Source organism: Bradyrhizobium sp. CCGB20 (assembly GCF_024199855.1).
Classification (GTDB): Bacteria; Pseudomonadota; Alphaproteobacteria; order Rhizobiales; family Xanthobacteraceae; genus Bradyrhizobium.
Genome location: NZ_JANADN010000001.1, coordinates 7623259 through 7647912 on the forward strand (window position 1 = coordinate 7623259; position 24654 = coordinate 7647912).

A 24654-nucleotide genomic window follows, 5' to 3' on the forward strand; every position below is an offset into this window, starting at 1 on the left:
TACGCGCGCAGCTCCCATGAAAGCGGGGAAGCGCGAAAATTTGTCGTTGTACTTCGGAACGGTTCTAATAAGCTAACCCAATGACGTCATTCATAAACCAGATCGACACGCGTTAGCGTTCGGCAAGCTCAAGAAAAGGCCGCGGGGTCTTTGGGCCTGCGCGGACAGGGTAGGAATGAAACCGACCGATATCGCGGCCCCCGACTACTTTCACAAAGTGGTCGATTGCCAGTGGGCCTGTCCTGCACACACCCCGGTTCCCGAATACATCCGACTGATCGCACAAGGCCGCTACAGCGACGCCTACATGATCAACTGGAAATCGAACGTGTTTCCCGGAATTCTGGGACGCACCTGCGATCGCCCATGCGAGCCGGCGTGCCGCCGCGGACGCGTCGAGGAAACGCCGGTTGCGATCTGCCGCCTGAAGCGCGTTGCCGCTGACTTCAAGGACGACATCAAGCAGCGCCTGCCGCGCCCCGCGCCGAAGAACGGCAAGCGCGTTGCGTTCGTCGGCGGTGGTCCCGCGTCGCTGACGGTGGCGCGCGATCTCGCGCCGCTCGGCTATCACTGCACCGTGTTCGACGGAGATCCCGAAGCCGGCGGCATGATGCGCTCGCAGATCCCGAAATTTCGCCTGCCCAATTCGGTCATCGACGAGGAGACCGGCTACATCCTGGGTCTCGGCGTCGACTTCAAAGGCGGCCACCGCATCGACAGCATGAAGGCGCTGCTCGCGGAAAAATACGACGCGATCTTCGTCGGCTCGGGCGCGCCGCGCGGCCGCGAACTCGACATTCCCGGTCGCAAGGAAGCAGCCGCCAACATCCATATCGGCATCGAGTGGCTGGCCAACGTGTCGTTCGGCCATGTCGACAAGATCGGCAAGCGCGTGATCGTGCTGGGCGGCGGCAACACCGCGATGGACTGCTGCCGCACCGCGCGCCGCCTCGGCGGCGAGAGCGTCAAGGTGGTCGTTCGCTCCGGCTTCGAGGAGATGAAGGCCTCGCCCTGGGAGAAGGAAGACGCGCTCCATGAGGACATTCCGATCCTCAATTACATGGTCCCGGTCGCTTTCAAGCACGTCGCCGGCAAGCTGATCGGCGTCAGCTTCCAGAAGGTGAAGGCCGAATACGACGCCAAGGGCCGCCGCAACCTGGTGCCCTCGGGCGAACCGGACGAGACGATCGCCTGCGACGACGTGCTGGTCGCGGTCGGCCAGGAGAACGCCTTCCCGTGGATCGAGCAGGATTGCGGCATCGAGTTCGACAAATGGCACATGCCCAAGGTCGATCCCGCGACCTTCGTCTCGACCAATCCGAAGGTGTTCTTCGGCGGCGACGCCGCGTTCGGACCGAAGAACATCATCTGGGCGGTTGCGCACGGCCACGACGCCGCGCTGTCGATCCACAAGATGCTCTCAGGCGAGGACATCACCGAGCGGCCGTTGCCGGAGGTGCATGTCTCCTCGCAGAAGATGGGCATCCACGAATGGAGCTATGACAACGACATCTCCAACGACAAGCGCTTCAAGGTGCCGCATCGCGACAAGGTGATTGCGCTGAAGGACATCCGCGCCGAGGTCGAGCTTGGCTACGACGTCAAGCTGGCGCTGGGCGAAGCCGAGCGCTGCCTGAACTGCGACGTCCAGACCGTGTTCTCGACCTCGCTCTGCATCGAGTGCGATGCCTGCGCCGACATCTGCCCGATGGACTGCATCACCTTCACTGACAACGGTGAGGAAGACGATCTGCGCCATCGCCTGAAGGCGCCCTCGCCGCATCCGGACCAGGATCTTTACGTCTCGTCTGATCTCAAGACCGGGCGCGTGATGGTCAAGGACGAGGACGTCTGCCTGCATTGCGGGCTATGCGCCGAGCGTTGTCCCACCGGTGCCTGGGACATGCAGAAATATTTGATCGAGATGACTCACGCAGGTTCGACATGTCCGACAAAAAGCCGCTCAGCAGCGTAAACGACTTCGTCGTCCGCTTCGCCAACGTCAACGGCTCGGGTTCGGCCAGCGCCAACGAGATGTTCGCGCGCGCGATCCTGCGTCATGGCGTTCCGGTCTCTCCGCGCAACATCTTCCCCTCCAACATCCAGGGCCTGCCGACCTGGTACGAGGTGCGGGTGACCGAAGACGGCCATCTCGGCGCCCGCGGCGGCGTCGACATGATGGTGGCGATGAACCCGCAGACCTGGGACAAGGACGTCGCCGGCATCGAGCCCGGCGGCTATCTGTTCTACGATTCCACCAAGCCGATGCCGTCGACCAAATTCCGCGACGACATCACCGTGATCGGCGTGCCGCTCACCGCGATCACCAACTCGACCTACACCGACCCGCGCCAGCGCCAGCTGTTCAAGAACATCATCTATCTCGGCGCGCTCAGTGCACTGCTCGACATGGACCCGAAGCTGATCGAGCAGCTGATCGGCGAGCAGTACAAGGGCAAGGAGAAGCTCTTGTCCTCCAACGTCCATGCGCTGCACCTTGGCCGCGACTGGGCGCTCCAGAATTTGAAATGCCCGATCGGGCTGCGGGTGAAGAAATCCGACAAGGTCGGCGACCGCATCTTCATCGAGGGCAACAGCGCCGCCGCGCTCGGCGCCGTCTATGGCGGCGCCACCGTATGCGCGTGGTATCCGATCACGCCGTCCTCGTCGGTGGCAGAGGCTTTCACCGCCCACTGCAAGAAGTTCCGGCACGACCCTGAGACCGGCAAGGCGAAATACGCGATCGTGCAGGGCGAGGACGAGCTGGCTTCGATCGGCATCGTGATTGGCGCGTCCTGGAACGGCGCCCGCGCCTTCACCGCGACCTCCGGCCCCGGCATCTCCCTGATGACCGAGTTCATCGGCCTTTCCTATTTTGCCGAGATCCCGGCCGTGATCATGAACATCCAGCGCGCCGGCCCCTCGACGGGCATGCCGACCCGCACCCAGCAGTGCGACATCATCGCTTGCGCCTACGCTTCGCATGGCGACACCAAGCATGTGCTGCTGTTTCCGGAAGATCCGGCCGAGGCCTTCGAGTTCGCGGCAGCCGCATTCGACCTTGCCGAGCGGCTCCAGACCACGATCTTCCTGATGCTCGATCTCGACATCGGCATGAATCACCGTCTCTGCCGCCCGCTGAAGTGGGACGACGCGAAACAGTATGACCGCGGCAAGGTGATGACCGAGGAGATGCTGGAGGAAGGTCGCGACTTCGGCCGCTATCTCGACGTCGACGGCGACGGCATTCCCTACCGCACCTATCCCGGCACGCATCCGACCAGAGGCTCGTACTTCACCCGCGGCACCTCGCGTGACCGCTATGCGCGTTACTCCGAGGAAGGCTCGGTCTATGCCGACAACATGCAACGCCTCGTGCGCAAGTTCGAGACGGCGCAGGACCTGGTGCCACGTCCGCTGCAAGCCAATGCAGAACGGCCGACCAAATACGGCGTGATCTATTTCGGTTCGACCTCGCCCGCGATGGACGAGGCCATCGGCCTGCTCGAAGCACGCGGGCACCAACTCGACCGGATGCGCATCCGTGCCTTCCCGTTCCACTCGAGCGTGGCGAGCTTCCTCGCCGAGCACGATTTCGTCTACGTGGTCGAACAGAACCGCGACGCCCAGCTCCGTCAGCTCATCGTCAACGAGAACGGCATTGACCCGGTGCGCCTGGTGCCGATCGTGCACTATGACGGCACCCCGATCACCGCCCGTTTCATCGCAAAAGCCATTGGCGACCACCAGGATCACCTCAAGGTGACCCCGCTCCGCAAGGCCGTGTCATGACCTACATTGCAAAGCCGAAATTCCATCATCCGGGCCTCAAGAAGAACGAGCTCGGCTACACGCATCGGGACTACGAGGGCAAGATCTCGACGCTGTGCGCCGGCTGCGGCCACGATTCGATCACCGCCTCGATCATCGAGGCCTGCTACGAGCTCTCGATCGAGCCGCACCGGGTGGCGAAGATCTCCGGCATCGGCTGCTCGTCGAAGACGCCCGACTATTTCCTCGGCAATTCGCACGGCTTCAACTCCGTGCACGGCCGCATGCCCAGCGTGCTGACCGGTGCCAACCTCGCCAACCGCGATTTGATCTATCTCGGCGTCTCCGGCGACGGCGATTCCGCCTCGATCGGCTTCGGCCAGTTCGCGCACTCGATCCGGCGCGGCGTCAACATGACCTATATCGTCGAGAACAACGGCGTCTACGGCCTGACCAAGGGCCAGTTCTCGGCCACCGCCGACCGCGGCTCGAAGTCCAAGAAGGGCGTCACCAACACCGACAACGCGATCGATCTCGTCGCGATCGCGCTGCAACTCGGCGCCACCTTCGTCGCGCGCTCGTTCTCCGGCGACAAGGCCCAGCTCGTGCCGCTGATCGCCGCCGCGATCCGCCACAAGGGCGCGTCCTTCATCGACGTCATCAGCCCCTGCATCGCCTTCAACAACCACGCCGGCTCGACCAAGAGCTTCGACTATGTGCGCGAGCACAACGACGCGGTGAACCGGCTCGACGTGCTGGTCGGCCGCGATCCGATTGCGGTCGATTACGCGCCGGGAACGGTGCAAATGGTCGAGCAGCATGACGGCAGCAAGATCGCGCTGCGCAAGATCGACGCGGACTACGACCCGCACGACCGGCTCGGCGCCCAGACCTTCCTTGCAAGGCACGCCGCCAAGGGACAGATCGTCACCGGTCTGCTCTACGTCGATCCCGACGCGGAGGACCTGCACGAGCATCTCAACACGGTCGAGACGCCGCTCAACACGCTGGAGGCGGACACGCTGTGTCCGGGCTCGGCGGTGCTGGACAAGATCAACGCCAGCCTGCGGTGAGGAATCCGTAGGGTGGACAAAGGCGCGCTTGCGCCGTGCCCACGAGCTGTCCCCGTAAGCGACTTTGGTGGGCACGCTTCCGCTTTGCCCACCCTACGGCACTGCCCGTGCCGCAAGGAACGCGTCGCCTCAACCGACCCGCTCGGGCTGAGCCTCGGGCGCCGGCGCGGCCTCGTCCGCCTGGACCGGGCGTCCGGCACCCCAATATTGCTTGCAAGTCGCGAGCAATGTTTCGGTGTCCATGGTCAGGCCGCCCGCATTGACGATCACGCTGTCAGTGCCAAGCGCCTTGTTCAGCAGCGCCAGGGCCTGCGTGGCAAATCCTCCGGAGAATCGCTGGGCGATGAGGGGATCGACCTTGAGCACGACGAATTTCTGCGTGCGCTGCTCCCAGAGGAACACCTTCCGCACGGCACTCCAGGCGATGGTCTCGCCGGCGAGCCTGGTGTCACGAATGCCGACACGGCTGATGAAGACCAGGGGCTGCCTGGCCGTGATCAGCCTCCAGAGCATCCTGCAGCTGGCAAGGCCGAAAAACACCGCACCGACATAGCAGATGGCGACCTGGGGCGTGGTGATGTTCTGGCCTTGCTGCCAACTATGCGCAAGCCCGGCGCAGAGCAGCGTCAGCAGCAGGCTGCCGCCGAAGAGCATCAGCAGCCGAGCTCGGGAATAGCCGATCGCTAGATTGGGCAGGTTCTGACTTTCGGACATTTTTCACCGCCTCCAGCCATTTGCGACAACCTGGGGTCACTCCGCGCCCCCTCCTGTGCAAGGGTTAAGCCTGGAACCTTGCGCGAGGCTGCCGGAGGAAGTGCAGATGAACGCACGGTGTGCGGCTTGCGACTAACCGGCGAAAGGCCCCCCACCCGCCCGGTGCGGGCCCGTCAACGGCCAAGATGCCCGGTGTGATCATGAAGCTTGCCGTCATCCTTCCGCTTGCCCTCGTGGCTTTCATCGGCGTCGCCCGGGCCGAGGAAGCCGACGATATCCGCGAGGCGAGCAAGGCCGAGGCCGAGACCTTCAACGCGCGGATGTATGCCGGACCGCCCGGCAGCAAAGCCTATGCCTGCTTCGTCCGCCGCTACGATGCCGCGCATCTGGCGCGGCATCCGAAGCAGAAGGTCGCTTCGATGAAGCTGCTGGTCTCGGGGGAGACCTACGAAGCGGACATGCAGCTGCACAACTCCTTCCGGATTGGCTTCCAATACCGCCACCGCACCGGCGATTTCGACTCCAGCGGCTCGTGTCACCACACCGTGCTGACCAAGGACGGCAGCGAGGTGCGCCTCGGCTGCGGCGTCGATTGCGAGGGCGGCGGCCTCGGTATTGCGCTGTCCAAGGACGACAAATCTGCCATCGTGCGGCTGGAAAGCATCAGGGTCTGGCTGCACAAGGCGACTGAAGCCGACGACCAGGCCCTGGTCGCCGGCAGCGATGACGGGATCTTCCGCCTCGAGCGGACTGATAACAGCGAGTGTGCTGCGCTTGCATACGACCGCAAGGAACTCGCCGTGCTCCGCCACAAGTGATTTGTGTCCGGCAAAGTCGTTATTCGCGCATGATCTCTTCGGAAAACCGCGTCACACTTTTCCGGATCATGCTTCAAGGAGATCGTCATGAACCGCCGGAACATCTTGTGGAGCACCGTCTCGGCGCTGGGCGCGGCGTTTGCCGCCTCGCGCGCCAAAGCTGCCACTGAAAAGGCTGCGACTGAAACCACCAGGTCGGACAAGCTGAAGGTCGTCTATCACCTCGCCGACGCCGAGAAGGTCAATTTCGTGCTCGGCAACATCCAGAACCATCTCGACGGCGTCGGCGGTCCCGATCATGTGACGATCGCGCTGGTGATCCACGGGCTGGCACTGAAGGCATTTCACCGGGCGCAGGCCAATCCCGATGTCAGCAGGCGTGTCGGCGATTTCTCGAAGAACGGCGTCGAGCTCGCGGCGTGCGGCAACACGATGAAGGCGCAGAGCGTCACGCTGGCGGATTTGCTGCCGGGGTTTGTCAGCGCGGAGAAGGGCGGCGTGGTCCGTTTGGCCGAGCTGCAGTCGCAGGGATATCTCTATCTGCGGCCTTAGGCGCTGAAGTTTCCGTTCCCCCGCTTGACTTACCCATAACTCTACGGTTATGAGTTAATCCATAACTTGTGAGTTATGGATTTCGCATGTCCGCCGCGCACGATCTTCTGTTCAGGACGCTCGCCGACCCCACCCGGAGGGCGATCTTCGAGCGGCTGTGCCGGGAGGGCGAGCAGACGGTCGGGGCACTGACGGCGCGGTCCGGCGTTTCCCAGCCGGCCGTCTCGAAACATCTCGGCGCGCTCAAGCTCGCCGGGCTGGTGCGCGACCGCCATGAAGGACGCCAGACCCATTACAGCGCGCAGCCCGGCGCGCTCAATCCGCTGATCGACTGGACCGGCCAGATGGCCGGCTTCTGGCAGAACCGGCTCGATGCCCTCGACGATCTCCTGAAGAGGATGGACCAATGACTGAAGCAGCAACCGAAACACGTTCCGTCGTCGTCGAGCGCGAATTCGCCTTTCCCGCCGAGCGGATCTGGCGCGCGCTGACGCAGCCGCATCTGATCGAGGAATGGCTGATGAAGAACGACTTCAAGCCATCGGTCGGTCATCGCTTCAATCTTCGCGGCGAATGGGGCGGCGTGCTGGACTGCGAGGTGCTCACCATCGAGCCGCAGCGCGCGCTCGCCTATACCTGGAATTTCTCGCATGAGGACGCGGCGTTCGATCTGAAAAGCGTGGTGACCTTCACGCTGACCCCGACGAGCGCAGGCACGCATTTGCGCGTCGAGCAGGCCGGTTTCAGCCCGACGCAGAAGCAGGCCTATGGCGGCGCGCATGCCGGGTGGAAGCAGTTTTTCGCCAAGCTGGACGAAGTGCTGGCGCGGGCTGAATAGCTCGCTCGCCGAGATTCATTCGATCATCTCAAGAGGAGGTTTCATTGACCGGGAACATGTGGGTTCGGCAGATCCATCGCTGGCTGTCCATCGCTTTCACGCTCGCCGTCATCGCGAACATTGTTGCCCTGACGCTGCAAATCCAGGCCACGTGGATCGGGCTGCTGGCATTCGTCCCGCTGATTCCGCTGCTCGCGACCGGGCTCTACATGTTCGCGCTGCCCTATGTCAGCCGCCGCAGCGGCGCGCGGCAAGAGGCGTGATCATGAAGAAGGCTGTGACCGCGAAGACAAGCAGCACGACGAAGATGGACGGCGCTTCGCCGTCCAGGCTGATCGACGGCAGGATCAAGGAGCTCGGCGACTGGCGCGGCGAGATGCTGGGGCGAATCCGCGGCCTGATCAGGCAGGCCGATCCCGATGTCGTCGAGGAGTGGAAATGGCGCGGTGTTCCGGTGTGGGAGCATGACGGCATCATCTGCACCGGCGAGACCTACAAGGCCGTCGTGAAGCTGACGTTTGCCAAGGGGGCGGCGCTGGACGATCCGGCCGGCCTGTTCAACTCCAGCCTCGACGGAAATGTTCGGCGCGCGATCGACATTCGCGAAGGCGAAAATATCAACGAGAAGGCGTTGAAGGCGCTCGTTCGCGCGGCAATAGACCTTAACGCGTCCAAGGCCAGGAAGAAGCCCGCAAAGCGTTCGGCATAGACGGCGGCCTCAGGCCACCGCCGGGATCGGGCGCGGGCTCACGACATATTCGCGCAAGACCTTGTCGTTGGCATCGACCTCGATCAGCGCGACGTCGTAGGTCCAGAGATCGGCGAGGTGCTGGAGCACGCGCTTGGCGTCGGTCTCGTTGAGCTGCGAGCCCTTGATGACGCGGTGATGCAGGACCAGCCGGCGGTCGCCGGAGAGATCGACATCGACCACTTCGATATTGGCGTCGATGTAGCCGACGTCGTGCTGCCGGGCCAGCTCGCGGCGGACGCGGCGGAAGCCGCGCTCGTCGTGGATGGCATCGACCCGGATGCCGGCGCGCTCTTCGGGATCGTCGTGCAGATGGAACATGCGGAGTTGCCGCATCAGTTTCGGGCTCAGGAACTGGGCGATGAAGCTTTCGTCGCGGTAATTGGCCCAGACGTCGCGCAGCACGCCCATGACGTCGTTCTTGCCGGCGATATCAGGGAACCACTCGCGGTCCTCGTCCGACGGATTGGTGACGATACGCTCGATGTCCTGCATCATGGCAAAGCCAAGCGCATAGGGGTTGAAGCCGGAGAAGCGCTGATCGTCGAATTCAGGCTGGAACACCACGTTGGTGTGCGATCCCAGGAATTCGAGGAAGTTGCCGTCGCTGATGCGGCCCTGCTGATGCAGCTGGGTCATGATGCGATAGTGGACGTAGGTTGCCGTCCCCTCGTTCATCACCTTGGTCTGGCTCTGCGGATAGAAATATTGCGCGATGTGGCGGACGATACGCAGGAGCTCGCGCTGCCAGGGCGCCAGCCGCGGCGCACTCTTCTCCAGGAAGTAGAGCAGGTTTTCCTGCGGCAGGCCGAGCAGCTTGCGGCGCCGTTCGACGCTGAGCACAGCGCGGGTCTTGCTCTTCCCGGCCGGCACGGTGCGCCAGAGGTCGTTGAAGACCTCCTCTTCGTGCTGGCGGCGGCGCCCTGCCCGCTTCTCCTCGGCGCGCAGGTCCAGCGTCTTCTTGCCGGGATAGCGGTCGATGCCGTGCGACATCAGCGCATGCGCGGCGTCGAGCGTGCGCTCGACCTCGGTGCGGCCGTAGCGATCCTCGCACTGCATGACGTAGTTCTTGGCGAAATCCAGGTAGTCGAGAATGCCTTCCGCATCGGTCCACTGCTTGAACAGGTAATTGTTCTTGAAGAAGTGGTTATGACCGAACGCGGCGTGCGCGATCACCAGCGTCTGCATCGTCGCCGTGTTCTCCTCCATGAGGTAGGAGATGCATGGCGAGGAGTTGATCACGATCTCATAGGCGAGGCCCATCAGGCCCTTGCGGTACGACGCCTCGTGATACGCAAAATGCTTGCCGAACGACCAGTGCTTGTAGAACAGCGGCATGCCGACGGACGAATAGGCATCCAGCATCTGCTCGGCGGTGATCACCTCGATCTGGTTCGGATAGACGTCGAGCCCGAGATCCTTCAACGCCACCTCCTCGCAGGCGTCGGTGATGCGCTGCAAGGTGTGGAAATCCCAATCGGCGCCTTCGAACAAGCGTTCCGTCATGGAGCGGCTTTCTCCTGAGCAGTTTCGCGGCGCTGGAACAGATCGTGGAACACCGGGAAGATCTCGCTGCGCTCGCTGACCTTGCGCATCGAGAGCGGTGCGCCGCTGTTGCGCAGGCGATCGTAGAGGGTCCAGAGCGAGGAGTCGGAGAGATCGAAGGCGCTGCCGCCGGACTCCCCGACCTCGAGATAGGCGAAGAACTGGCAGACCGGCAGGATCTTGTCGGTCAGCAGCATGCCCGTGAGCTCGCCGTCGGAATAGGAATTGTCGCCGTCGGAGGCTTGCGCGGCGTAGATATTCCAGTCCGACGGGTTGAAGCGCTCCCGCACGATCTCGTGCATCGCGTGGAGCGCGCTGGAGACCAGCGTGCCGCCCGAGGCCGGACCGTAGAAGAAGGTCTGCTCGTCCACCTCCTCGGCGCGGTCGGTGTGGCGGATGAAGACGATCTCGACATGCTTGTAGCGGCGCTTCAGGAACACGTAGAGCAGCATGTAGAAGCGCTTGGCGAGGTCCTTCATGTGCTCGGACATCGAGCCGGACACGTCCATCAGGCAGAACATCACCGCCTGCGCGACGGGCTTGGGCACGGTCTCGAAGCGGCGATAGCGGATGTCCAGGGGATCGATGAAGGGAATCCGCTTGGTCTTCGCCATCAGCTTTTCGAGCTGGGCGAGCAGCACCACACGCTCGTCCTCGTCGGTGCAGGCGGCGATCGCGGCTTCCAGCTCTTCGATCTCCTCCTTGCGCGGACGCTTGAGCGCGATGCGGCGCGCAAGCGCGAGCTTCACTGTCCGGCTCACGGAAATGTTGGCGGGCGAGCCGGAGGTGGTGTAGCCGGCTCGCTGGATGCCCTCGCTCTCGGTCTGCGCGATCTTTCGCTTGGCAAGATCGGGCAGTTCGAGGTCGTCGAGGAAGAGATCGACGAACTCGTCGCGGGAGAGGACGAAGCGGAAAGCGTCCTCGCTGTCCCCTTCGCCAGGACCGGAATCCTTGGCGCTGCCCTGGCCGGAGCGCTGGAGATAGTCGCCCTCGATGAACTTCTTGTTCCCGGGCAATACCATGTCGCGCGTTCCGCCTTCACGGCGGAAACGCGGCTCGTGCATGCCGTCGAGCGGTATGGTGACCTCACCACCCTCCAGGACGTCCTTGATGTCGCGTTCCTGCGAGGTCTTCTTGACGGCGCCCTGCACCAGGGATTTGGCCCGACGCAAGAACCGCTGCCGGTTCTCGAGACTCTTGCCGCCTGGATTCAGGCGCCTGTCAATAATGTGAATCGGCACTTTTTCATCCGCCTCAACCGGCCTGCTTCACACGCATGTACCATTCGACGAGCCGGCGAACCTGACGCTCGGTGTAGCCGCGCTCCACCATGCGTGCGACGAACTCGCCGTGTTTCTTCTCCGTCTCGCCGTCCTTCTTCGACCCGAAGGAGATGACCGGAAGCAGGTCCTCGACCTGGGAGAATATCCGCTTTTCGATCACGTCGCGAATCTTCTCGTAGGACGTCCAGGTCGGATTTTTGCCACCGTTCTGGGCCCGCGAACGTAACGAGAATTTGACGACCTCGTTGCGGAAGTCCTTGGGGTTGGCGATCCCCGCCGGCTTCTCGATTTTCGTCAATTCCTGGTTCAAAAGCTCGCGATCGAGCAGCTGGCCAGTGTCGGGATCCTTGAAGTCCTGGTCCTCGATCCAGGCATCGGCGTAGTCGACGTAGCGGTCGAACAGGTTCTGCCCGTAATCCGAGTAGGATTCGAGATAAGCCTTCTGGATCTCGTTTCCGATGAACTCGGCGTAGCGCGGCGCCAGATCCGCCTTGATGAATTCGAGATAGCGCTTCTCGACTTCCTCCGTGAGCTGCTCGCGGCGGATCGACTGTTCCAGCGCGTACATCAGGTGCACGGCGTCGGCGGCAACTTCCTGCGGATCATGGTTGAAGGTCGCAGCCAGGATCTTGAAGGCAAAGCGCGTGGAGACACCGTCCATGCCTTCGTCGACGCCGGCGGCATCGCGGTATTCCTGAACGCTGCGGGCCTTCGGATCGGATTCCTTCAGGCTTTCGCCATCATAAACCCGCATCTTGGCAAACACCGTGGAATTCTCGTGCTTGCGCAGGCGCGACATCACCGAGAACCGCGCCAGCGTCTCCAGCGTCGAGGGCGCGCAAGGCGCGGACGCGAGTTCCGAGCCCTGGATCAGCTTCTCGTAGATCTTCTGCTCCTCCGTGATCCGCAGGCAATAAGGCACCTTGATCACGCAGATGCGGTCGATGAAGGCCTCGTTGTTCTTGTTGGCCTTGAAGCTCGACCACTCGGCTTCGTTCGAGTGCGCGAGGATCACGCCGGTGAAGGGGATCGCGCCGATGTTCTCGGTGCCGATGTAGTTGCCTTCCTGCGTCGCGGTCAGCAACGGATGCAGCATCTTGATCGGCGCCTTGAACATCTCGACGAATTCGAGGATGCCCTGGTTGGCGCGGTTGAGGCCGCCCGAATAGCTGTAGGCGTCGGGGTCGTTCTGCGCGTAGGTCTCGAGCTTGCGGATGTCGACCTTGCCGACCAGCGAGGAGATGTCCTGGTTGTTCTCGTCGCCCGGCTCGGTCTTGGAGACTGCGATCTGGCGCAGCCGCGACGGCTGGATCTTGGCGACGCGGAATTGCGAGATGTCGCCGCCAAAGGCTTCGAGCCGCTTGTAGCACCACGGGCTCATCAAGCCCGTGAGGCGCCGGCGCGGAATGCCGTACTTCTCCTCGAGCATCGGCCCGAGGTGATCTGGATCGAACAGGCTGAGCGGGCTTTCGAACACGGGCGAGAGTTCATCGCCGGCCTTGAGCACGTAGATCGGCTGCACTTCCATCAGCGACTTGAGCCGCTCGGCGAGCGAGGATTTGCCGCCGCCGACCGGGCCGAGCAGATAGAGGATCTGCTTGCGCTCTTCGAGACCTTGCGCGGCGTGACGGAAGAAACCAACGATGCGTTCGATGGTTTCTTCCATGCCGTAGAAGCCGGCGAAGGCCGGATAGGTGCGGATGGTGCGGTTCAAAAAAATACGGCCAAGGCGTGGGTCCTTGGCCGTGTCAATCGTCTGGGGGTCACCGATGGCTGCTAGCAATCGCTCGGCCGCGTTCGCGTATTTCATGGGATCGCTTCGACACGATTCCAGGTACTCCGCCATCGACATGTCGTGTTGGCTTCTCGCCTCGAACGACTTAGCGAAAGCGTTGAATAGAGAATCGTTATACATGATCCCTCTCCGCGTGAGTTCCGCTACAAGCTGAAACGAAAGCAGTTACCGGACCGTTCCTCAGGCCATTTCGAATCAGCGTGAGCACATGACGATCATTGGACACCCGGGCGCCGATACCACGCAACGCACAACGTAGGCACTCGTTGAGTTACGAACAGGCACATGCCTGTAATTTGTGCGAATCTGTAGCTATCTTCGCTCATTTCCAGAAAATGTCACTTGGTCGCAACATCCGGGCATTACCGGGGATGAGCCCATCCGGCACTGCAACATGGAGCGATCTGCGAGCGGCAATCTTATGACGCTTGTACGGCGAAGCCTTGCGTGCCGCGTTCATCTTCCTGCTGCAATGCGGTGCGCGCGGCGCTCGCAGCATGGCAATCGCGGCAAGCGCGCAGCAGTGTATCAAAATCGGTCGCCAACCCCTCCGAGCGGATGACAATCCGTTCATTCTGCCGATCGTCCTGCGCGCGGCGCGCCAAGCTTCGGACGGCGCAGAGCTGCCGCTGCAAGGCCGGCGTCAGCGTCAGCACGATCGACTTGTGCCCGCGGCATTCCTCAGCCGAAATCTCCGCAATCGAGTCCCACAGCAGAAATTCATTGCCGATGCGGAGGTCGCGGATGCCATAGGGGGTGACGATCACCACCGGTCCCCGTTCGGCGGGCAGCAGCCAGATCAGCCGGCTGGTCACCAGGCCGAACAGCACGACGCCGGCATAGCCGATCGTCGTATCGTAGTCGCCCAGACCGTCCCACCAGTCGAAGGCAAGGGTCGCACTGAAAAGGGTCATCGCGAAGCCCGCCGCGACCAGCAGCCGCAGCTGGGTCGTACATGGACTGATTTCGAGGTCGTGGGACGCGTCGATGCATACGGCCGGCGCGACCGATTGCGGGCTGTCGGCGACAGCGAGCGTGCGGCCGTTATGATGTGCGTGCATGCTTTTCCCCAGCATGGCCATTCGCGGCCGAGCGACGATGTATCAGGCGGACCAGGATCCGCTGATGACACTCCACGCAACCATGGGCTGACGAGACGAAGCGGCTGACGTTACGCGACGAGACCTTGGCGAGCTCTTCCAGCCAACGACTTTTTACGCAACACGGCTACTTCCGCCTGGATCGCCATGATCGCGACGGAGTTACACTGGAGGGTATGACGCCTATGCCCTTGATTGGTTCCCTCCCGGGAGCATGTAAGCTAGAGGATAGCGCGTCAGGACCGGCGCGGAAACCCCTCGCCCGTAGGCTTGGAGATAAATAAGCATCATGAATCCCGTCAAAGAACTGGAAAAGCACGGACAAGCCGTCTGGCTGGACTTCCTGGCCCGCGGCTTCATCGCCAAGGGCGATCTGAAGCGGCTGATCGACACCGACGGCGTCAAGGGCGTCACCTCCAATCCGTCGATCTTCGAGAAGGCGATCGGCAGCTCGGACGAGTATGACGCCCCGATCGGCAAGGCGCTGAAGCGCGGCGACCGGACCGTGGCCGACCTGTTCGAGGCCGTCGCGATCGAAGACATCCAGAACGCCGCCGACGTGCTCCGCCCGGTCTATGACCGTCTCAAGGGAGGCGACGGCTATGTCAGCCTGGAAGTCTCGCCCTATCTGGCGATGGACACATCAGGCACGGTCGCCGAGGCGCGGCGCCTCTGGAAGGACGTTGGTCGCAAGAATCTGATGGTGAAGGTGCCGGCGACGCCTGAGGGCCTGCCGGCGATCGAGCAGCTGATCGGCGACGGCATCAGCATCAACATCACGCTCTTGTTCTCCCGGGACGTCTACCTTGAGGTCGCCGAGGCCTATCTCGCCGGCCTGGAAAAATATGTCGCCGGCGGCGGCGACCCGTCGCACGTGGCGAGCGTCGCGAGCTTCTTCGTCAGCCGCATCGACTCGGTCGTCGACAAGCAGCTCGACGAGAAGATCGCCCGCGCCAACGATCCATCCGAGAAGGAACGGCTCGCCGCGCTGAAGGGCAAGGTGGCAATCGCCAATGCCAAGGTCGCCTACCAGGATTACAAGCGCCTGTTCTCCGGCCCGCGCTGGGACAAGCTCGCTGCCAAGGGCGCCAAGCCGCAGCGGATGCTGTGGGCCTCCACCGGCACCAAGAACAAGGACTACAGCGACGTCCTCTATGTCGAGGAGCTGATCGGCCCCGACACCATCAACACCGTGCCGCCGGCGACGCTCGACGCGTTCCGCGACCACGGCAAGCCGCGCGACAGCCTGGAAGAGAATGTCGACGACGCAAGGCGCGTGCTGGAAGAGCTGGAGCGCTCCGGCGTCTCGCTCGATGCGATCACCGAGGAGCTCGTCAAGGACGGCGTCAGGCAGTTCGCCGATGCCGCCGACAAGCTCTACGGTGCGGTCGCCCACAAGCGCGCGACCGTGCTTGGCCCCGCGATCGACCGCCAGCTTCTCTCGCTCGGCGACGGTCTCGGCAAGGCCGTGGCCAAGAGCACCGAGGAATGGCGCGCGTCGGCAAAGATCCGCAGGCTGTGGCAGCGCGACAAATCGGTCTGGACCGGCACTGACGAGGACAAATGGCTCGGCTGGCTCGACAGCGCGGCAAAGGCCGACGTCGCCGACTATGAGGACTATGCGAGCCGCGTGAAGGGCCAAAAATTCTCCGACGCCGTCGTCCTCGGCATGGGCGGATCGAGCCTTGGCCCTGAGGTGCTCGCCGAGACCTTCGGGAAAAAGCCCGGCTTCCCGAAGCTGCACGTTCTTGACTCCACCGATCCGACGCAGGTGCGGGCAATGGAGGACAAGATCGACATCGCCAACACCGTGTTCATCGTCTCCAGCAAATCGGGCGGCACCACCGAACCGAACGCGATGAAGGACTATTTCCACGAGCGCGTCGCGCAGGCGCTCGGCCCGAAGGCCAAGACCGGCTTCCGCTTCATCGCGGTCACCGATCCCGGCTCGTCGCTTGAGAAGGCGGCGAAGGAGCTGAACTACGCCCGCACCTTCCATGGCGAGCCGTCGATCGGCGGACGCTACTCCGTGCTCTCGCCGTTCGGCCTGGTGCCGGCGGCAACCGCGGGCATCGACGTCAAGACCTTCCTCAAGCATGCGCTGGCGATGGCCCGCTCCTGCGGCCCGGACGTGCCGCCGAGTGAGAACCCGGGCGTGCAGCTCGGCCTTGCCATGGGCCTCGCCGGCCTCGAAGGCCGCGACAAGGTGACGATCCTGCCGTCGAAGAAGATCGCCGATTTCGGCGCCTGGGCCGAGCAGCTCATCGCGGAATCCACCGGCAAGGAAGGCAAGGGCCTGATCCCGATTGCCGGCGAGCCGCTGGGCGATCCCTCGGTCTACGGCAATGACCGCTTCTTCATCGACGTCCGCACCGAGGGCGAGGCGGACGCCGCGCACGACTCGGCGCTCGCGGGGATCGAAGCGGCCGGCCATCCGGTGGTCCGCATCGTCATGAAGTCGATCGACCATCTCGGCCAGGAATTCTTCCGCTTCGAGATGGCAACCGCGGTGGCAGGCAGCATCCTCGGCATCAACCCGTTCGACCAGCCGGACGTGGAAGCGGCCAAGATCAAGACCCGCGAGCTCACCGCGTCGTTCGAGAAGACCGGCACGCTGCCGGCCGAGCAGCCGGTGGTCAGCACGGACGAGGCCGATCTCTACACCGACGAAGCCAACGCCACGGCGCTGCGCGCCGCGGGCGCCAACGGCGACCTCACCTCGTGGCTGAGGGCGCATCTGTCGCGCTCCAACCATGGCGATTATGTCGCCCTGCTCGGCTACATCGCGCGTGACAAGGCGACGATCGACGCACTTCAGACGATGCGTCTGGAAGTGCGCGAGAAGCGCCACGTCGCGACCTGCGCCGAGTTCGGGCCGCGCTTCCTGCACTCGACGGGGCAGGCCTACAAGGGAGGGCCCGACAGCGGCGTGTTCCTCCAGATCACCGCCGACGATGCCAAGGACCTTGCGGTGCCGGGCCAGAAGGCGAGCTTCGGCGTCATCAAGGCGGCGCAGGCGCGCGGCGACTTCGACGTGCTCACCGAGCGCGGCCGGCGCGCGCTCCGCGTGCACCTGAAGGGCGGGCTCAAGAAAGGTCTCGCGACGCTCAATGCGGCGCTCAACGACGCACTGAATTAAGGGAATCTCTCACATGCAACTCGGCATGATCGGCCTCGGCCGGATGGGCGGCAACATCGTTCGCCGCCTGATGCGTCACGGCCATTCGACCGTGGTCTACGACAAGGACGCCAAGGCCGTCGCCGGCCTTGCCGCCGACGGCGCGGTCGGCTCCGCGACGCTCGAGGAATTCATCTCGAAACTCGAGCGGCCGCGTACGGCCTGGGTGATGCTGCCGGCCGGGCACATCACCGAGACGACGATCGACACGATCGCGGGCGTGATGCAGGCCGGCGACGTCATCATCGACGGCGGCAACACGTTCTGGCAGGACGACGTCCGCCGTGGCAAGGCGCTGAAGGCGCGCGGCATCCATTATGTCGATGTCGGCACGTCAGGCGGCGTCTGGGGGCTCGACCGCGGCTATTGCATGATGATCGGCGGCGAGAAGCAGGTGGTCGACCGGCTCGATCCGATCTTCGCCGCGCTCGCGCCAGGCGCCGGCGACATCCCGCGCACGGAGGGACGTGACGGGCGCGATCCCCGCATCGGGCAGGGCTACATCCATGCCGGCCCGGTCGGCGCCGGCCATTTCGTCAAGATGATCCACAACGGCATCGAGTACGGCCTGATGCAGGCCTATGCCGAAGGATTTGATATTCTCAAGAACGCCAGCATCGAGGCTCTGCCGGCCGACCATCGCTATGATTTCGACCTCGCCGACATCGCCGAGGTGTGGCGGCGCGGCAGCGTGATCCCGTCATGGCTGCTCGACCTCACCTCGACGGCGCTCGCCGACAGCCCGCAGCTCGCCGAATATTCCGGCTTCGTCGAGGATTCCGGCGAAGGACGCTGGACCGTGAATGCCGCGATCGACGAGGCGGTGCCGGCCGAAGTTCTGACCGCGGCGCTCTACACACGTTTCCGTTCCCGCAAGGAACACACCTTCGCCGAAAAAATTCTCTCCGCGATGCGCGCGGGGTTCGGCGGCCACAAGGAGCCGAAGCAGCCGGGCGCGCCGAAGCCGAAGTAGGGCATAACAAAGCGAAGGCCAATCGTTCGTGACAAAAGACCCGCAAGCAAAGCGCAAGCCGGAAAATTGCGCCTTCGTCATTTTCGGTGTCACCGGTGATCTCACTCACCGTCTGGTGATGCCGTCGCTGTACAATCTCGCCGCCGAACACCTGCTGCCGGAAAAGTTCTGCGTCGTCGGCGTCGCCCGCAAGGGCCAGTCCGACGACGAGCTCCGCGACAGCCTGTTGAAGGGCCTGCGCCGGTTCGCGACGCGCCCCGTGGACGACGACGTCGCCAGGAAGCTGCTGGAATGCCTGACGTTCGTCGAGGCCGATCCGAACGACCCGCCCTCGTTCGATCGCCTGCGCGAGCATCTGGACTCGCTGGAATGCGCGCAGGACACCGGCGGCAACCGGCTGTTTTATCTTGCCACGCCGCCGGCCGCGTTCGCGCCGACCGCGCGCGAGCTTGGTCGCACCGGCATGATGAAGGAGAACGGCGCCTGGCGGCGTCTCGTGATCGAAAAGCCGTTCGGCACCGATCTCGCCTCGGCGCGCGCGCTGAACGCCGAGCTGCTGAAGATCATGGACGAGCACCAGATCTACCGGATCGACCACTATCTCGGCAAGGAGACGGTGCAGAACATCCTGGTGCTGCGCTTCGCCAACGGCATGTTCGAGCCGATCTGGAATCGCAACCATATCGACCACATCCAGATCACGGTGGAGGAGAAGCTCGGCGTCGGCCATCGCGGCGGCTTCTACGATGCCACCGGTGCGCTGCGCGACATGGTGCCGAACCATCTGTTCCAGCTGATGTCGCTGGTCGCGATGGAGCCGCCCGCCCGCTTCGACGCGCATTCGGTGCGCTCCGAGAAGGCCGAAGTGCTCACCTCGATCCAGCGGCCGAGCCAGGAGGAAGCGCTGAAGAGCTCGGTGCGCGCGCAATATCTTGCGGGCCGGATCGGCGAAGACGAGATCCCGGATTATCGCAAGACCGAGGACGTCAAGCCCGGCAGCACCACCGAGACCTTCGTCGCGCTCAAGCTGATGATCGACAATTGGCGCTGGGCCGGCGTGCCGTTCTACCTGCGCACCGGCAAGGCGCTCGGCCACAAGCGCACCGAAGTCGCGATCAAGTTCAAGCAGGCGCCGCTGTCGATGTTCACGGGCACGACGGTCGACCGCTTGTCGCAGAACTTCCTCACCATCGGCATCGCGCCGACCGAGACCATCGAGCTGCAGTTCAACGCCAAGATCCCGGGGCCCAGCGTCACCATCGACGGCGTCGAGATGAAGTTCCGCTACGGCGACTATTTCCGCGCCGATCCCTCGACCGGCTACGAGACGCTGATCTACGACTGCATGATCGGCGACAACATCCTGTTTCAGCGCGCCGATGGTATCGAGGCCGGCTGGCAGGCGGTGCAGCCGTTCCTGGATGCCTGGAAAAGCGCGGGCACCAACGGCATCGAGACCTACGAGGCTGGCAGCGACGGCCCGGCCTGCGCCGACGAGCTGCTCCGGCGCGACGGGCGCAGCTGGCGGAAATATTCGTGATGGCCGCGGCCGGACAGCCGAAGCTGATCGTCGAGGCCGACGCCGAGGCGCTGGCGCTGGCCGCAGCCGAACGGGTGATGGCGCGGATCGCCGCCAACCCCTCGCGGATCGCGATCTGCCTGACCGGCGGCTCTAGCCCGAAGAAGCTCTATCAATTGCTCGGAAGCGACGCCTGGCGCGGCAGGATTCCCTGGGACCGCGTGCACTGGTTCATCGGCGACGAACGTTTCGTGCCGGAAAGCGATCCGCTCAACAACATGGCGGTCGCACGCGCGACCTTTCTCGACCGCAATGCGCCCTCCGGCCATATCCACCCGATCCCGACGGCGGCTGAAAACCCCGATCAAAGTGCACAGGCCTACGCGCGCGAGCTGCAATCTTTCTACGGCGCTGCGAGCCTCGATCCGGCACGGCCGCTGTTCGACCTGGTCCTGATGGGCGCGGGACCGGACGGCCACACCGCCTCGCTCTTCCCGGGCTATCCCGCGGTCGAGGAGACCACACGCTGGGTCGTGGGCGTCCCCAGGGCCAATGTCGCGCCTTTCGTGCCGCGGGTCTCGCTCACCCTGCCCGCTCTGGCGTCGTGCCGCGAAATGCTGTTCGAGATTGCCGGGCACGACAAGCAGCCGATCTTGACGCGCCTGCTCAATGGCGAGAATCTGCCGGCTGTACGCGCGCGCTCGAATGGTGAGACCGTCTGGCTGGTCGACCAGGCCGCGCTTCCGGAGGGAATTCGTGGCGGGCGTTGAAGCACCTTGTGCGTTGATCGTGATGGGCGTGTCGGGTTCAGGCAAGAGCACGGTTGCGGAGGCGCTAGGCCAGCGGCTCGGCTGGCGCTTCGAGGACGGCGACAGCTTCCACCCCGCCAGCAATGTCGAGAAGATGCGGGCCGGCCACCCCCTCACCGACGAGGACCGCTGGCCCTGGCTCAACGCCATCGCCGACGAGATCGCCCGGGTCTGCGACAAGGGCGAGCACGTCATCATCGCCTGCTCGGCGCTGAAGCACACCTATCGCGACGTGCTGCTGCGCGGCCGCGACGACGTCCGCTTCGTCTTCCTGAGGGGCACCAAGGAGCTGATCGCCGCCCGACTCGCGCAGCGCAAGGGCCATTTCATGCCGCCCGAACTGCTGACGAGCCAGTTCACGACGCTGGAGCCGCCCGAGGCCAGCGAGCACGTCATCACCGTCTCGATCGACGAATCGGTCGAGGCGATCGTCGACGGCGTGGTGCGGCAATTGAAGCTAAGCGGGGCGAAACGCTGAGGCCAAGAAAGAGGCCAAGAAACCCAAGGTCCTGCCATGACGAAAATCTCACTCGTGGTCTCCGACGTCGACGGCACGCTGCTGACCAAGGACAAGACGCTGACCGAACGCGCGAGGTCCGCGGTGCAGCGGCTGCACAAGGCCGGCATCGGCTTCACCATCACCTCCAGCCGCCCCGCCATCGGCATGCGCTTCCTGATCGAGCCGCTGGCGCTCTGGCTGCCGGTCGGCCCGTTCAACGGCTCCTCGATCGTCGATCCCGAGATGAAGCCGGTCGAGCAGCACCTGATCCCGCCGGGCGCCGCCGAACGGTCCCTGCAGATCCTCCGGGAGTTCGGCGCCGACATCTGGCTCTTCACCTACGACAAATGGCTGATCGACAACCCGAGCGGCAAATACGTCGCGCACGAGCAGCACACGATCCGCTCCGACCCGACCATCGTGACGGATTTTTCGCCGTATCTTTCGAGCGCCTGCAAGATCGTCGGCGCCAGCGCCGATGCGGCCGGCCTCGAGCGCTGCGAGAAGGCGATGCAGGAGGCGCTCGGCGTTGAGGCGACCGCGGTGCGCTCGCAGACCTATTATCTCGACGTCACGCCGCCCGGCTTCGACAAGGGCACCTTCGTGCAGGCCATGGCCAAGCGCTTGGATATTTCGACCGACGCCGTTGCCACCATCGGCGACATGCAGAACGACCTCGCGATGTTCCGCGTCAGCGGCACCTCGATCGCCATGGGCAATGCCACCGACAGCGTCAAGGACCAGGCCACCCACGTCACCGCGACCAATGAGCAGGACGGCTTTGCGGAGGCGATGGAAATGATCCTGAAGTGGAATGGGGTTGGCTAGGGTTTGACGGGACGAGACTCGACCAGCGCCCCGGCGGAAGGCTCCCCCTTGTGGGACAGGGAACGGAGAGAGACCGCCGTTGGAAAGTGAACAGCTGACTTTTCTGGACGACGGCGCGCAGCTGTTCCGGCAGGCGCTGACCTCGGATCGATTGCAGCGGCTCAAGGCAATCCTGTCTCATCTACCGCCCGATCACGCGGGGCTGAGGCTGAGAGGCGTAGAGGATCTCACACCCTTCCTTGCCCCGAGCGGAGATATCGGACGCTGTGCCGCGTCGGTGCTTGGAGAGGCCTGTCGTCCAGTCAGGGCGATCCTGTTCGACAAGACCGCCGCGACGAATTGGGCGCTCGGCTGGCATCAGGATCGCACCATCGCTGTGAAGACGCGGGTCTCCGTTGATGGTTTCGAGACATGGAGCGTCAAGAGCGGCATGCAGCATGTCGAACCGCCCTTTGGGCTGTTGTCAGGCATGGTGACGTTGCGGGTTCATATCGATCCGGTCCCGGCGAGCAATGCGCCGTTGTTGATCGCGCCCGGGTCGCACAAGCTTGGGCGCATTGCCAAGGACGATGTGAAGGACGTCGTTCAGCGTTGCGGCACGGTTGCATGCCTGGCTGAAGCTGGCGACATCTGGCTCTATGCGACGCCTATTCTCCATGCGTCGGATGCGGCGACCTCTCCGATGCATCGCCGCGTGTTGCAGGTGGACTTTTCCGTCGGCGAGCTTCCCGGCGGCCTGGAATGGCTTGGGGTCTAGCGGCAAGCGTTACTACTTCGACCGCTGCACGGCCGGCTTCTCGCTCTCCTGCCTTGCCGCCGACAGATTGTGGGCGGTGTTGATCAGCGCGATATGGGTCAGCGCCTGCGGGAAGTTACCGGTCTGGCGCTTGGCGACTGAATCATACTCCTCGGCCAACAGGCCTACATCGTTGGCGATGCCGACGACGCGGTCGAGCAGGACTTGCGCCTTGTCGAGATCGCCCGCGAGCACATGGGCATCGGCCAGCCACAGCGTGCAGGCCAGGAACGCGCCTTCGATCGGCTGCTTCTCCTCGGAGACCTCGCGCGGATCGTGCCGCAGCACGAAGCCGTCGCGCATCAAGTGCTGTTCGACCGCCGCGATGGTGCCCTGGATGCGCGGGTCTGCCGACGGCAGGAAGCCGACCGCAGGCAATAGCAGCACGCTGGCATCAAGCAGTTTCGAGCCATAGGAATCGACGAAGGCGTTCTCCTCCGCGTCAAATCCCTTGTTGCAGACGTCGCGATGAATGGCTTCGCGCAGGGCGCGCCAATGCAGCAGCGGCGCCTTGAAGCCAAAGGTCTCGGCGCTCTTGATGCCGCGGTCGAATGCAACCCACGTCATCACCTTGGAGAAGACGTAGTGCCTGGGCTGTCCGCGCCGTTCCCAGATGCCGTGGTCGGGATGATCCCAGACTTCGGCGAGATGCTGGAGCACCGCGCATTCCAGCGCCCAGGTCGTCTCGTCGTCGAGCTTCAGCCGGGCCATGCGCGACTGGTGGAAGGCGTCGATCAGCTCGCCATAGACGTCGAGCTGGAGCTGCGCATGCGCGGCGTTGCCGACCCGCACCGGCCGGGCGCCCTCATAGCCATCGAGCCAGCCCGCTTCCCATTCCAGCAGACGCCGCTGGCCCCAGATGCCGTACATGATCTGCATGTTCGCGGGCGAGCCGGCCGCCGCGCGCAGCAGCCAATTGTGCCAGGCCAGGGCTTCCTCGGTGTAACCCGAGTTCATTAGCGCCAGCAGCGTGAAGGTCGCATCGCGCAGCCAGCAGAAGCGATAATCCCAATTCCTGGCGCCGCCGAGCTTTTCCGGCAACGAGGTGGTCGGCGCCGCGACGATGCCGCCAGTGGGCCCAAAGGTCAGTGCCTTCAGCGTGATCAGCGAGCGCACGATCAGATCGTGGTACTCACCATCGCGCGTGCATTTCCCGCACCACTCATTCCAGAAGTTTTCGGTCTCCTGAAGCGCGACGTCCGGATCGATGGGCGCGGGCGGATCGAGATGCGAGGGGCCGTAGGTCAGCACGAACGGCACGGTCTCGCCGGCCTTGACCTCGAAGTCGGAGACCGTGGTAAGATCCTCGCCGCGGGTTTCGACCGGCGTGCGCAGCACCGTCATGTCCTGGCCTGCGACCGCCAGCAGCGAATGGTCGATGCGTCGCACCCAGGGAATGTCGACGCCGAAGCCGAAGCGAATGACGAGCTCCATCCTCATCTTCACCGTGCCGCTGACACCGCGCACCAGCCGCACGATGTCGGAGGCCTTGCCGCGCGGCGGCATGAAGTCGATCAGCGCAACGACGCCGCTCTCGGTCTCGAAGCGCGTTTCGAGGATGAGGGTGTTGCCGAGATAGCGGCGCGAGATGGAGGTCACGTCCTCGCCCGGCGCGATCAGCCAGCGGCCGTTCTTGGGCGTGCCAAGGATCGCAGCAAAGCAGGCATCGGAATCGAAGGCCGGCCAGCACAGCCAGTCGATCGAGCCGTTGCGCCCCACCAGCGCCGCGGTCTCGCAATCACCGATCAGCGCATAGTCCTCGATTCTCTGAGACAATGTGTTGCGAGCCTCTGAAAATCCGCGAAAAATTCCAGG

Annotated in this window: 22 protein-coding genes; 16 read left to right on the top strand and 6 right to left on the bottom strand. The window is 63.9% G+C overall.

All coding sequences use genetic code 11. The annotated features are described in order from the left end of the window. Nucleotides 1-175 precede the first annotated feature (175 nt). The 3 genes from NLM15_RS35850 to NLM15_RS35860 are packed head-to-tail and all read left to right on the top strand — an operon-like array spanning nucleotide 176 to nucleotide 4844. Nucleotides 176-1975 (top strand): FAD-dependent oxidoreductase, encoded by a 1800-nt coding sequence (locus NLM15_RS35850; protein ID WP_254122628.1) that lies wholly within the window; start codon nucleotides 176-178, stop codon nucleotides 1973-1975. Further along, a complete protein-coding gene (locus NLM15_RS35855; protein ID WP_254122629.1) occupies nucleotides 1945-3792 on the top strand; it encodes a 2-oxoacid:acceptor oxidoreductase subunit alpha in 1848 nt (615 codons plus the stop codon). The genes NLM15_RS35850 and NLM15_RS35855 overlap by 31 nt, the downstream gene beginning before the upstream one ends. Then, on the top strand, nucleotides 3789-4844 hold the full coding sequence (locus NLM15_RS35860) for a 2-oxoacid:ferredoxin oxidoreductase subunit beta (protein ID WP_254122630.1): 1056 nt from the start codon (nucleotides 3789-3791) through the stop codon (nucleotides 4842-4844). The genes NLM15_RS35855 and NLM15_RS35860 overlap by 4 nt, the downstream gene beginning before the upstream one ends. 129 nt (nucleotides 4845-4973) lie before the next feature. Here NLM15_RS35860 and NLM15_RS35865 read toward each other — a convergent pair whose 3' ends face one another. Then, nucleotides 4974-5558, bottom strand: a complete 585-nt coding sequence (locus tag NLM15_RS35865) for an STM3941 family protein (protein WP_254122631.1) — start codon at nucleotides 5556-5558, stop codon at nucleotides 4974-4976. A 200-nt stretch (nucleotides 5559-5758) separates the two neighbouring features. Here NLM15_RS35865 and NLM15_RS35870 point away from each other — a divergent pair, with 200 nt between their 5' ends. The 6 genes from NLM15_RS35870 to NLM15_RS35895 all read left to right on the top strand — a co-directional run bounded on the left by NLM15_RS35870 (nucleotide 5759) and on the right by NLM15_RS35895 (nucleotide 8475). Then, nucleotides 5759-6376: a hypothetical protein gene (locus tag NLM15_RS35870; protein ID WP_254122632.1), complete on the top strand. Its 618-nt coding sequence runs from the start codon at nucleotides 5759-5761 to the stop codon at nucleotides 6374-6376. An 87-nt stretch (nucleotides 6377-6463) separates the two neighbouring features. After that, entirely contained in the window at nucleotides 6464-6928 is a 465-nt protein-coding gene (locus NLM15_RS35875; RefSeq protein WP_254122633.1) for a DsrE family protein, read from the top strand. A gap of 86 nt (nucleotides 6929-7014) precedes the next feature. Beyond that, on the top strand, nucleotides 7015-7338 hold the full coding sequence (locus NLM15_RS35880; RefSeq protein ID WP_254122634.1) for a helix-turn-helix transcriptional regulator: 324 nt from the start codon (nucleotides 7015-7017) through the stop codon (nucleotides 7336-7338). Next, nucleotides 7335-7766, top strand: coding sequence for an SRPBCC domain-containing protein (locus tag NLM15_RS35885; RefSeq protein WP_254122635.1), 432 nt, complete (start codon nucleotides 7335-7337; stop codon nucleotides 7764-7766). Before NLM15_RS35880 ends, NLM15_RS35885 begins: the two co-directional genes overlap by 4 nt. 44 nt (nucleotides 7767-7810) lie before the next feature. After that, complete coding sequence (locus tag NLM15_RS35890) at nucleotides 7811-8029, top strand: hypothetical protein (protein ID WP_071910157.1); 219 nt, start codon at nucleotides 7811-7813, stop codon at nucleotides 8027-8029. Nucleotides 8030-8031: 2 nt separating this feature from the next. After that, nucleotides 8032-8475, top strand: coding sequence for a DUF1801 domain-containing protein (locus tag NLM15_RS35895; RefSeq protein WP_254122636.1), 444 nt, complete (start codon nucleotides 8032-8034; stop codon nucleotides 8473-8475). A 9-nt stretch (nucleotides 8476-8484) separates the two neighbouring features. Here the strand turns inward: NLM15_RS35895 and NLM15_RS35900 are convergent, their stop codons facing one another. From NLM15_RS35900 to NLM15_RS35915, 4 genes are all read right to left on the bottom strand, one after another. Continuing rightward, nucleotides 8485-10020, bottom strand: a complete 1536-nt coding sequence (locus tag NLM15_RS35900) for a SpoVR family protein (RefSeq protein ID WP_254122637.1) — start codon at nucleotides 10018-10020, stop codon at nucleotides 8485-8487. Continuing rightward, on the bottom strand, nucleotides 10017-11294 hold the full coding sequence (locus NLM15_RS35905; protein ID WP_254124590.1) for a YeaH/YhbH family protein: 1278 nt from the start codon (nucleotides 11292-11294) through the stop codon (nucleotides 10017-10019). The genes NLM15_RS35900 and NLM15_RS35905 overlap by 4 nt, the downstream gene beginning before the upstream one ends. A gap of 19 nt (nucleotides 11295-11313) precedes the next feature. Next, nucleotides 11314-13257 (bottom strand): PrkA family serine protein kinase, encoded by a 1944-nt coding sequence (locus tag NLM15_RS35910; protein WP_254122638.1) that lies wholly within the window; start codon nucleotides 13255-13257, stop codon nucleotides 11314-11316. A gap of 299 nt (nucleotides 13258-13556) precedes the next feature. Continuing rightward, nucleotides 13557-14219, bottom strand: a complete 663-nt coding sequence (locus NLM15_RS35915; RefSeq protein WP_254122639.1) for an STM3941 family protein — start codon at nucleotides 14217-14219, stop codon at nucleotides 13557-13559. A gap of 307 nt (nucleotides 14220-14526) precedes the next feature. On the opposite strand from NLM15_RS35915, the gene NLM15_RS35920 reads away from it, so the two are divergent. The 7 genes from NLM15_RS35920 to NLM15_RS35950 all read left to right on the top strand — a co-directional run bounded on the left by NLM15_RS35920 (nucleotide 14527) and on the right by NLM15_RS35950 (nucleotide 22800). Next, nucleotides 14527-17376: a bifunctional transaldolase/phosoglucose isomerase gene (locus tag NLM15_RS35920; protein WP_254122640.1), complete on the top strand. Its 2850-nt coding sequence runs from the start codon at nucleotides 14527-14529 to the stop codon at nucleotides 17374-17376. A gap of 13 nt (nucleotides 17377-17389) precedes the next feature. Next, nucleotides 17390-18388, top strand: a complete 999-nt coding sequence (gnd, locus tag NLM15_RS35925; protein ID WP_254122641.1) for a phosphogluconate dehydrogenase (NAD(+)-dependent, decarboxylating) — start codon at nucleotides 17390-17392, stop codon at nucleotides 18386-18388. A 28-nt stretch (nucleotides 18389-18416) separates the two neighbouring features. Beyond that, nucleotides 18417-19928, top strand: coding sequence for a glucose-6-phosphate dehydrogenase (zwf, locus tag NLM15_RS35930; RefSeq protein WP_254122642.1), 1512 nt, complete (start codon nucleotides 18417-18419; stop codon nucleotides 19926-19928). Continuing rightward, nucleotides 19928-20677: a 6-phosphogluconolactonase gene (gene pgl / locus NLM15_RS35935; protein WP_254124592.1), complete on the top strand. Its 750-nt coding sequence runs from the start codon at nucleotides 19928-19930 to the stop codon at nucleotides 20675-20677. The genes zwf and pgl overlap by 1 nt, the downstream gene beginning before the upstream one ends. Continuing rightward, nucleotides 20664-21194, top strand: a complete 531-nt coding sequence (locus NLM15_RS35940; RefSeq protein ID WP_254122643.1) for a gluconokinase — start codon at nucleotides 20664-20666, stop codon at nucleotides 21192-21194. The genes pgl and NLM15_RS35940 overlap by 14 nt, the downstream gene beginning before the upstream one ends. Before the next feature lie 36 nt (nucleotides 21195-21230). After that, on the top strand, nucleotides 21231-22043 hold the full coding sequence (locus NLM15_RS35945) for an HAD family hydrolase (protein WP_254122644.1): 813 nt from the start codon (nucleotides 21231-21233) through the stop codon (nucleotides 22041-22043). A 79-nt stretch (nucleotides 22044-22122) separates the two neighbouring features. Continuing rightward, a complete protein-coding gene (locus NLM15_RS35950) occupies nucleotides 22123-22800 on the top strand; it encodes a phytanoyl-CoA dioxygenase family protein (RefSeq protein WP_254122645.1) in 678 nt (225 codons plus the stop codon). A 12-nt stretch (nucleotides 22801-22812) separates the two neighbouring features. Here NLM15_RS35950 and NLM15_RS35955 read toward each other — a convergent pair whose 3' ends face one another. Further along, complete coding sequence (locus tag NLM15_RS35955) at nucleotides 22813-24615, bottom strand: glycoside hydrolase family 15 protein (protein ID WP_254122646.1); 1803 nt, start codon at nucleotides 24613-24615, stop codon at nucleotides 22813-22815. Nucleotides 24616-24654 lie beyond the last annotated feature (39 nt).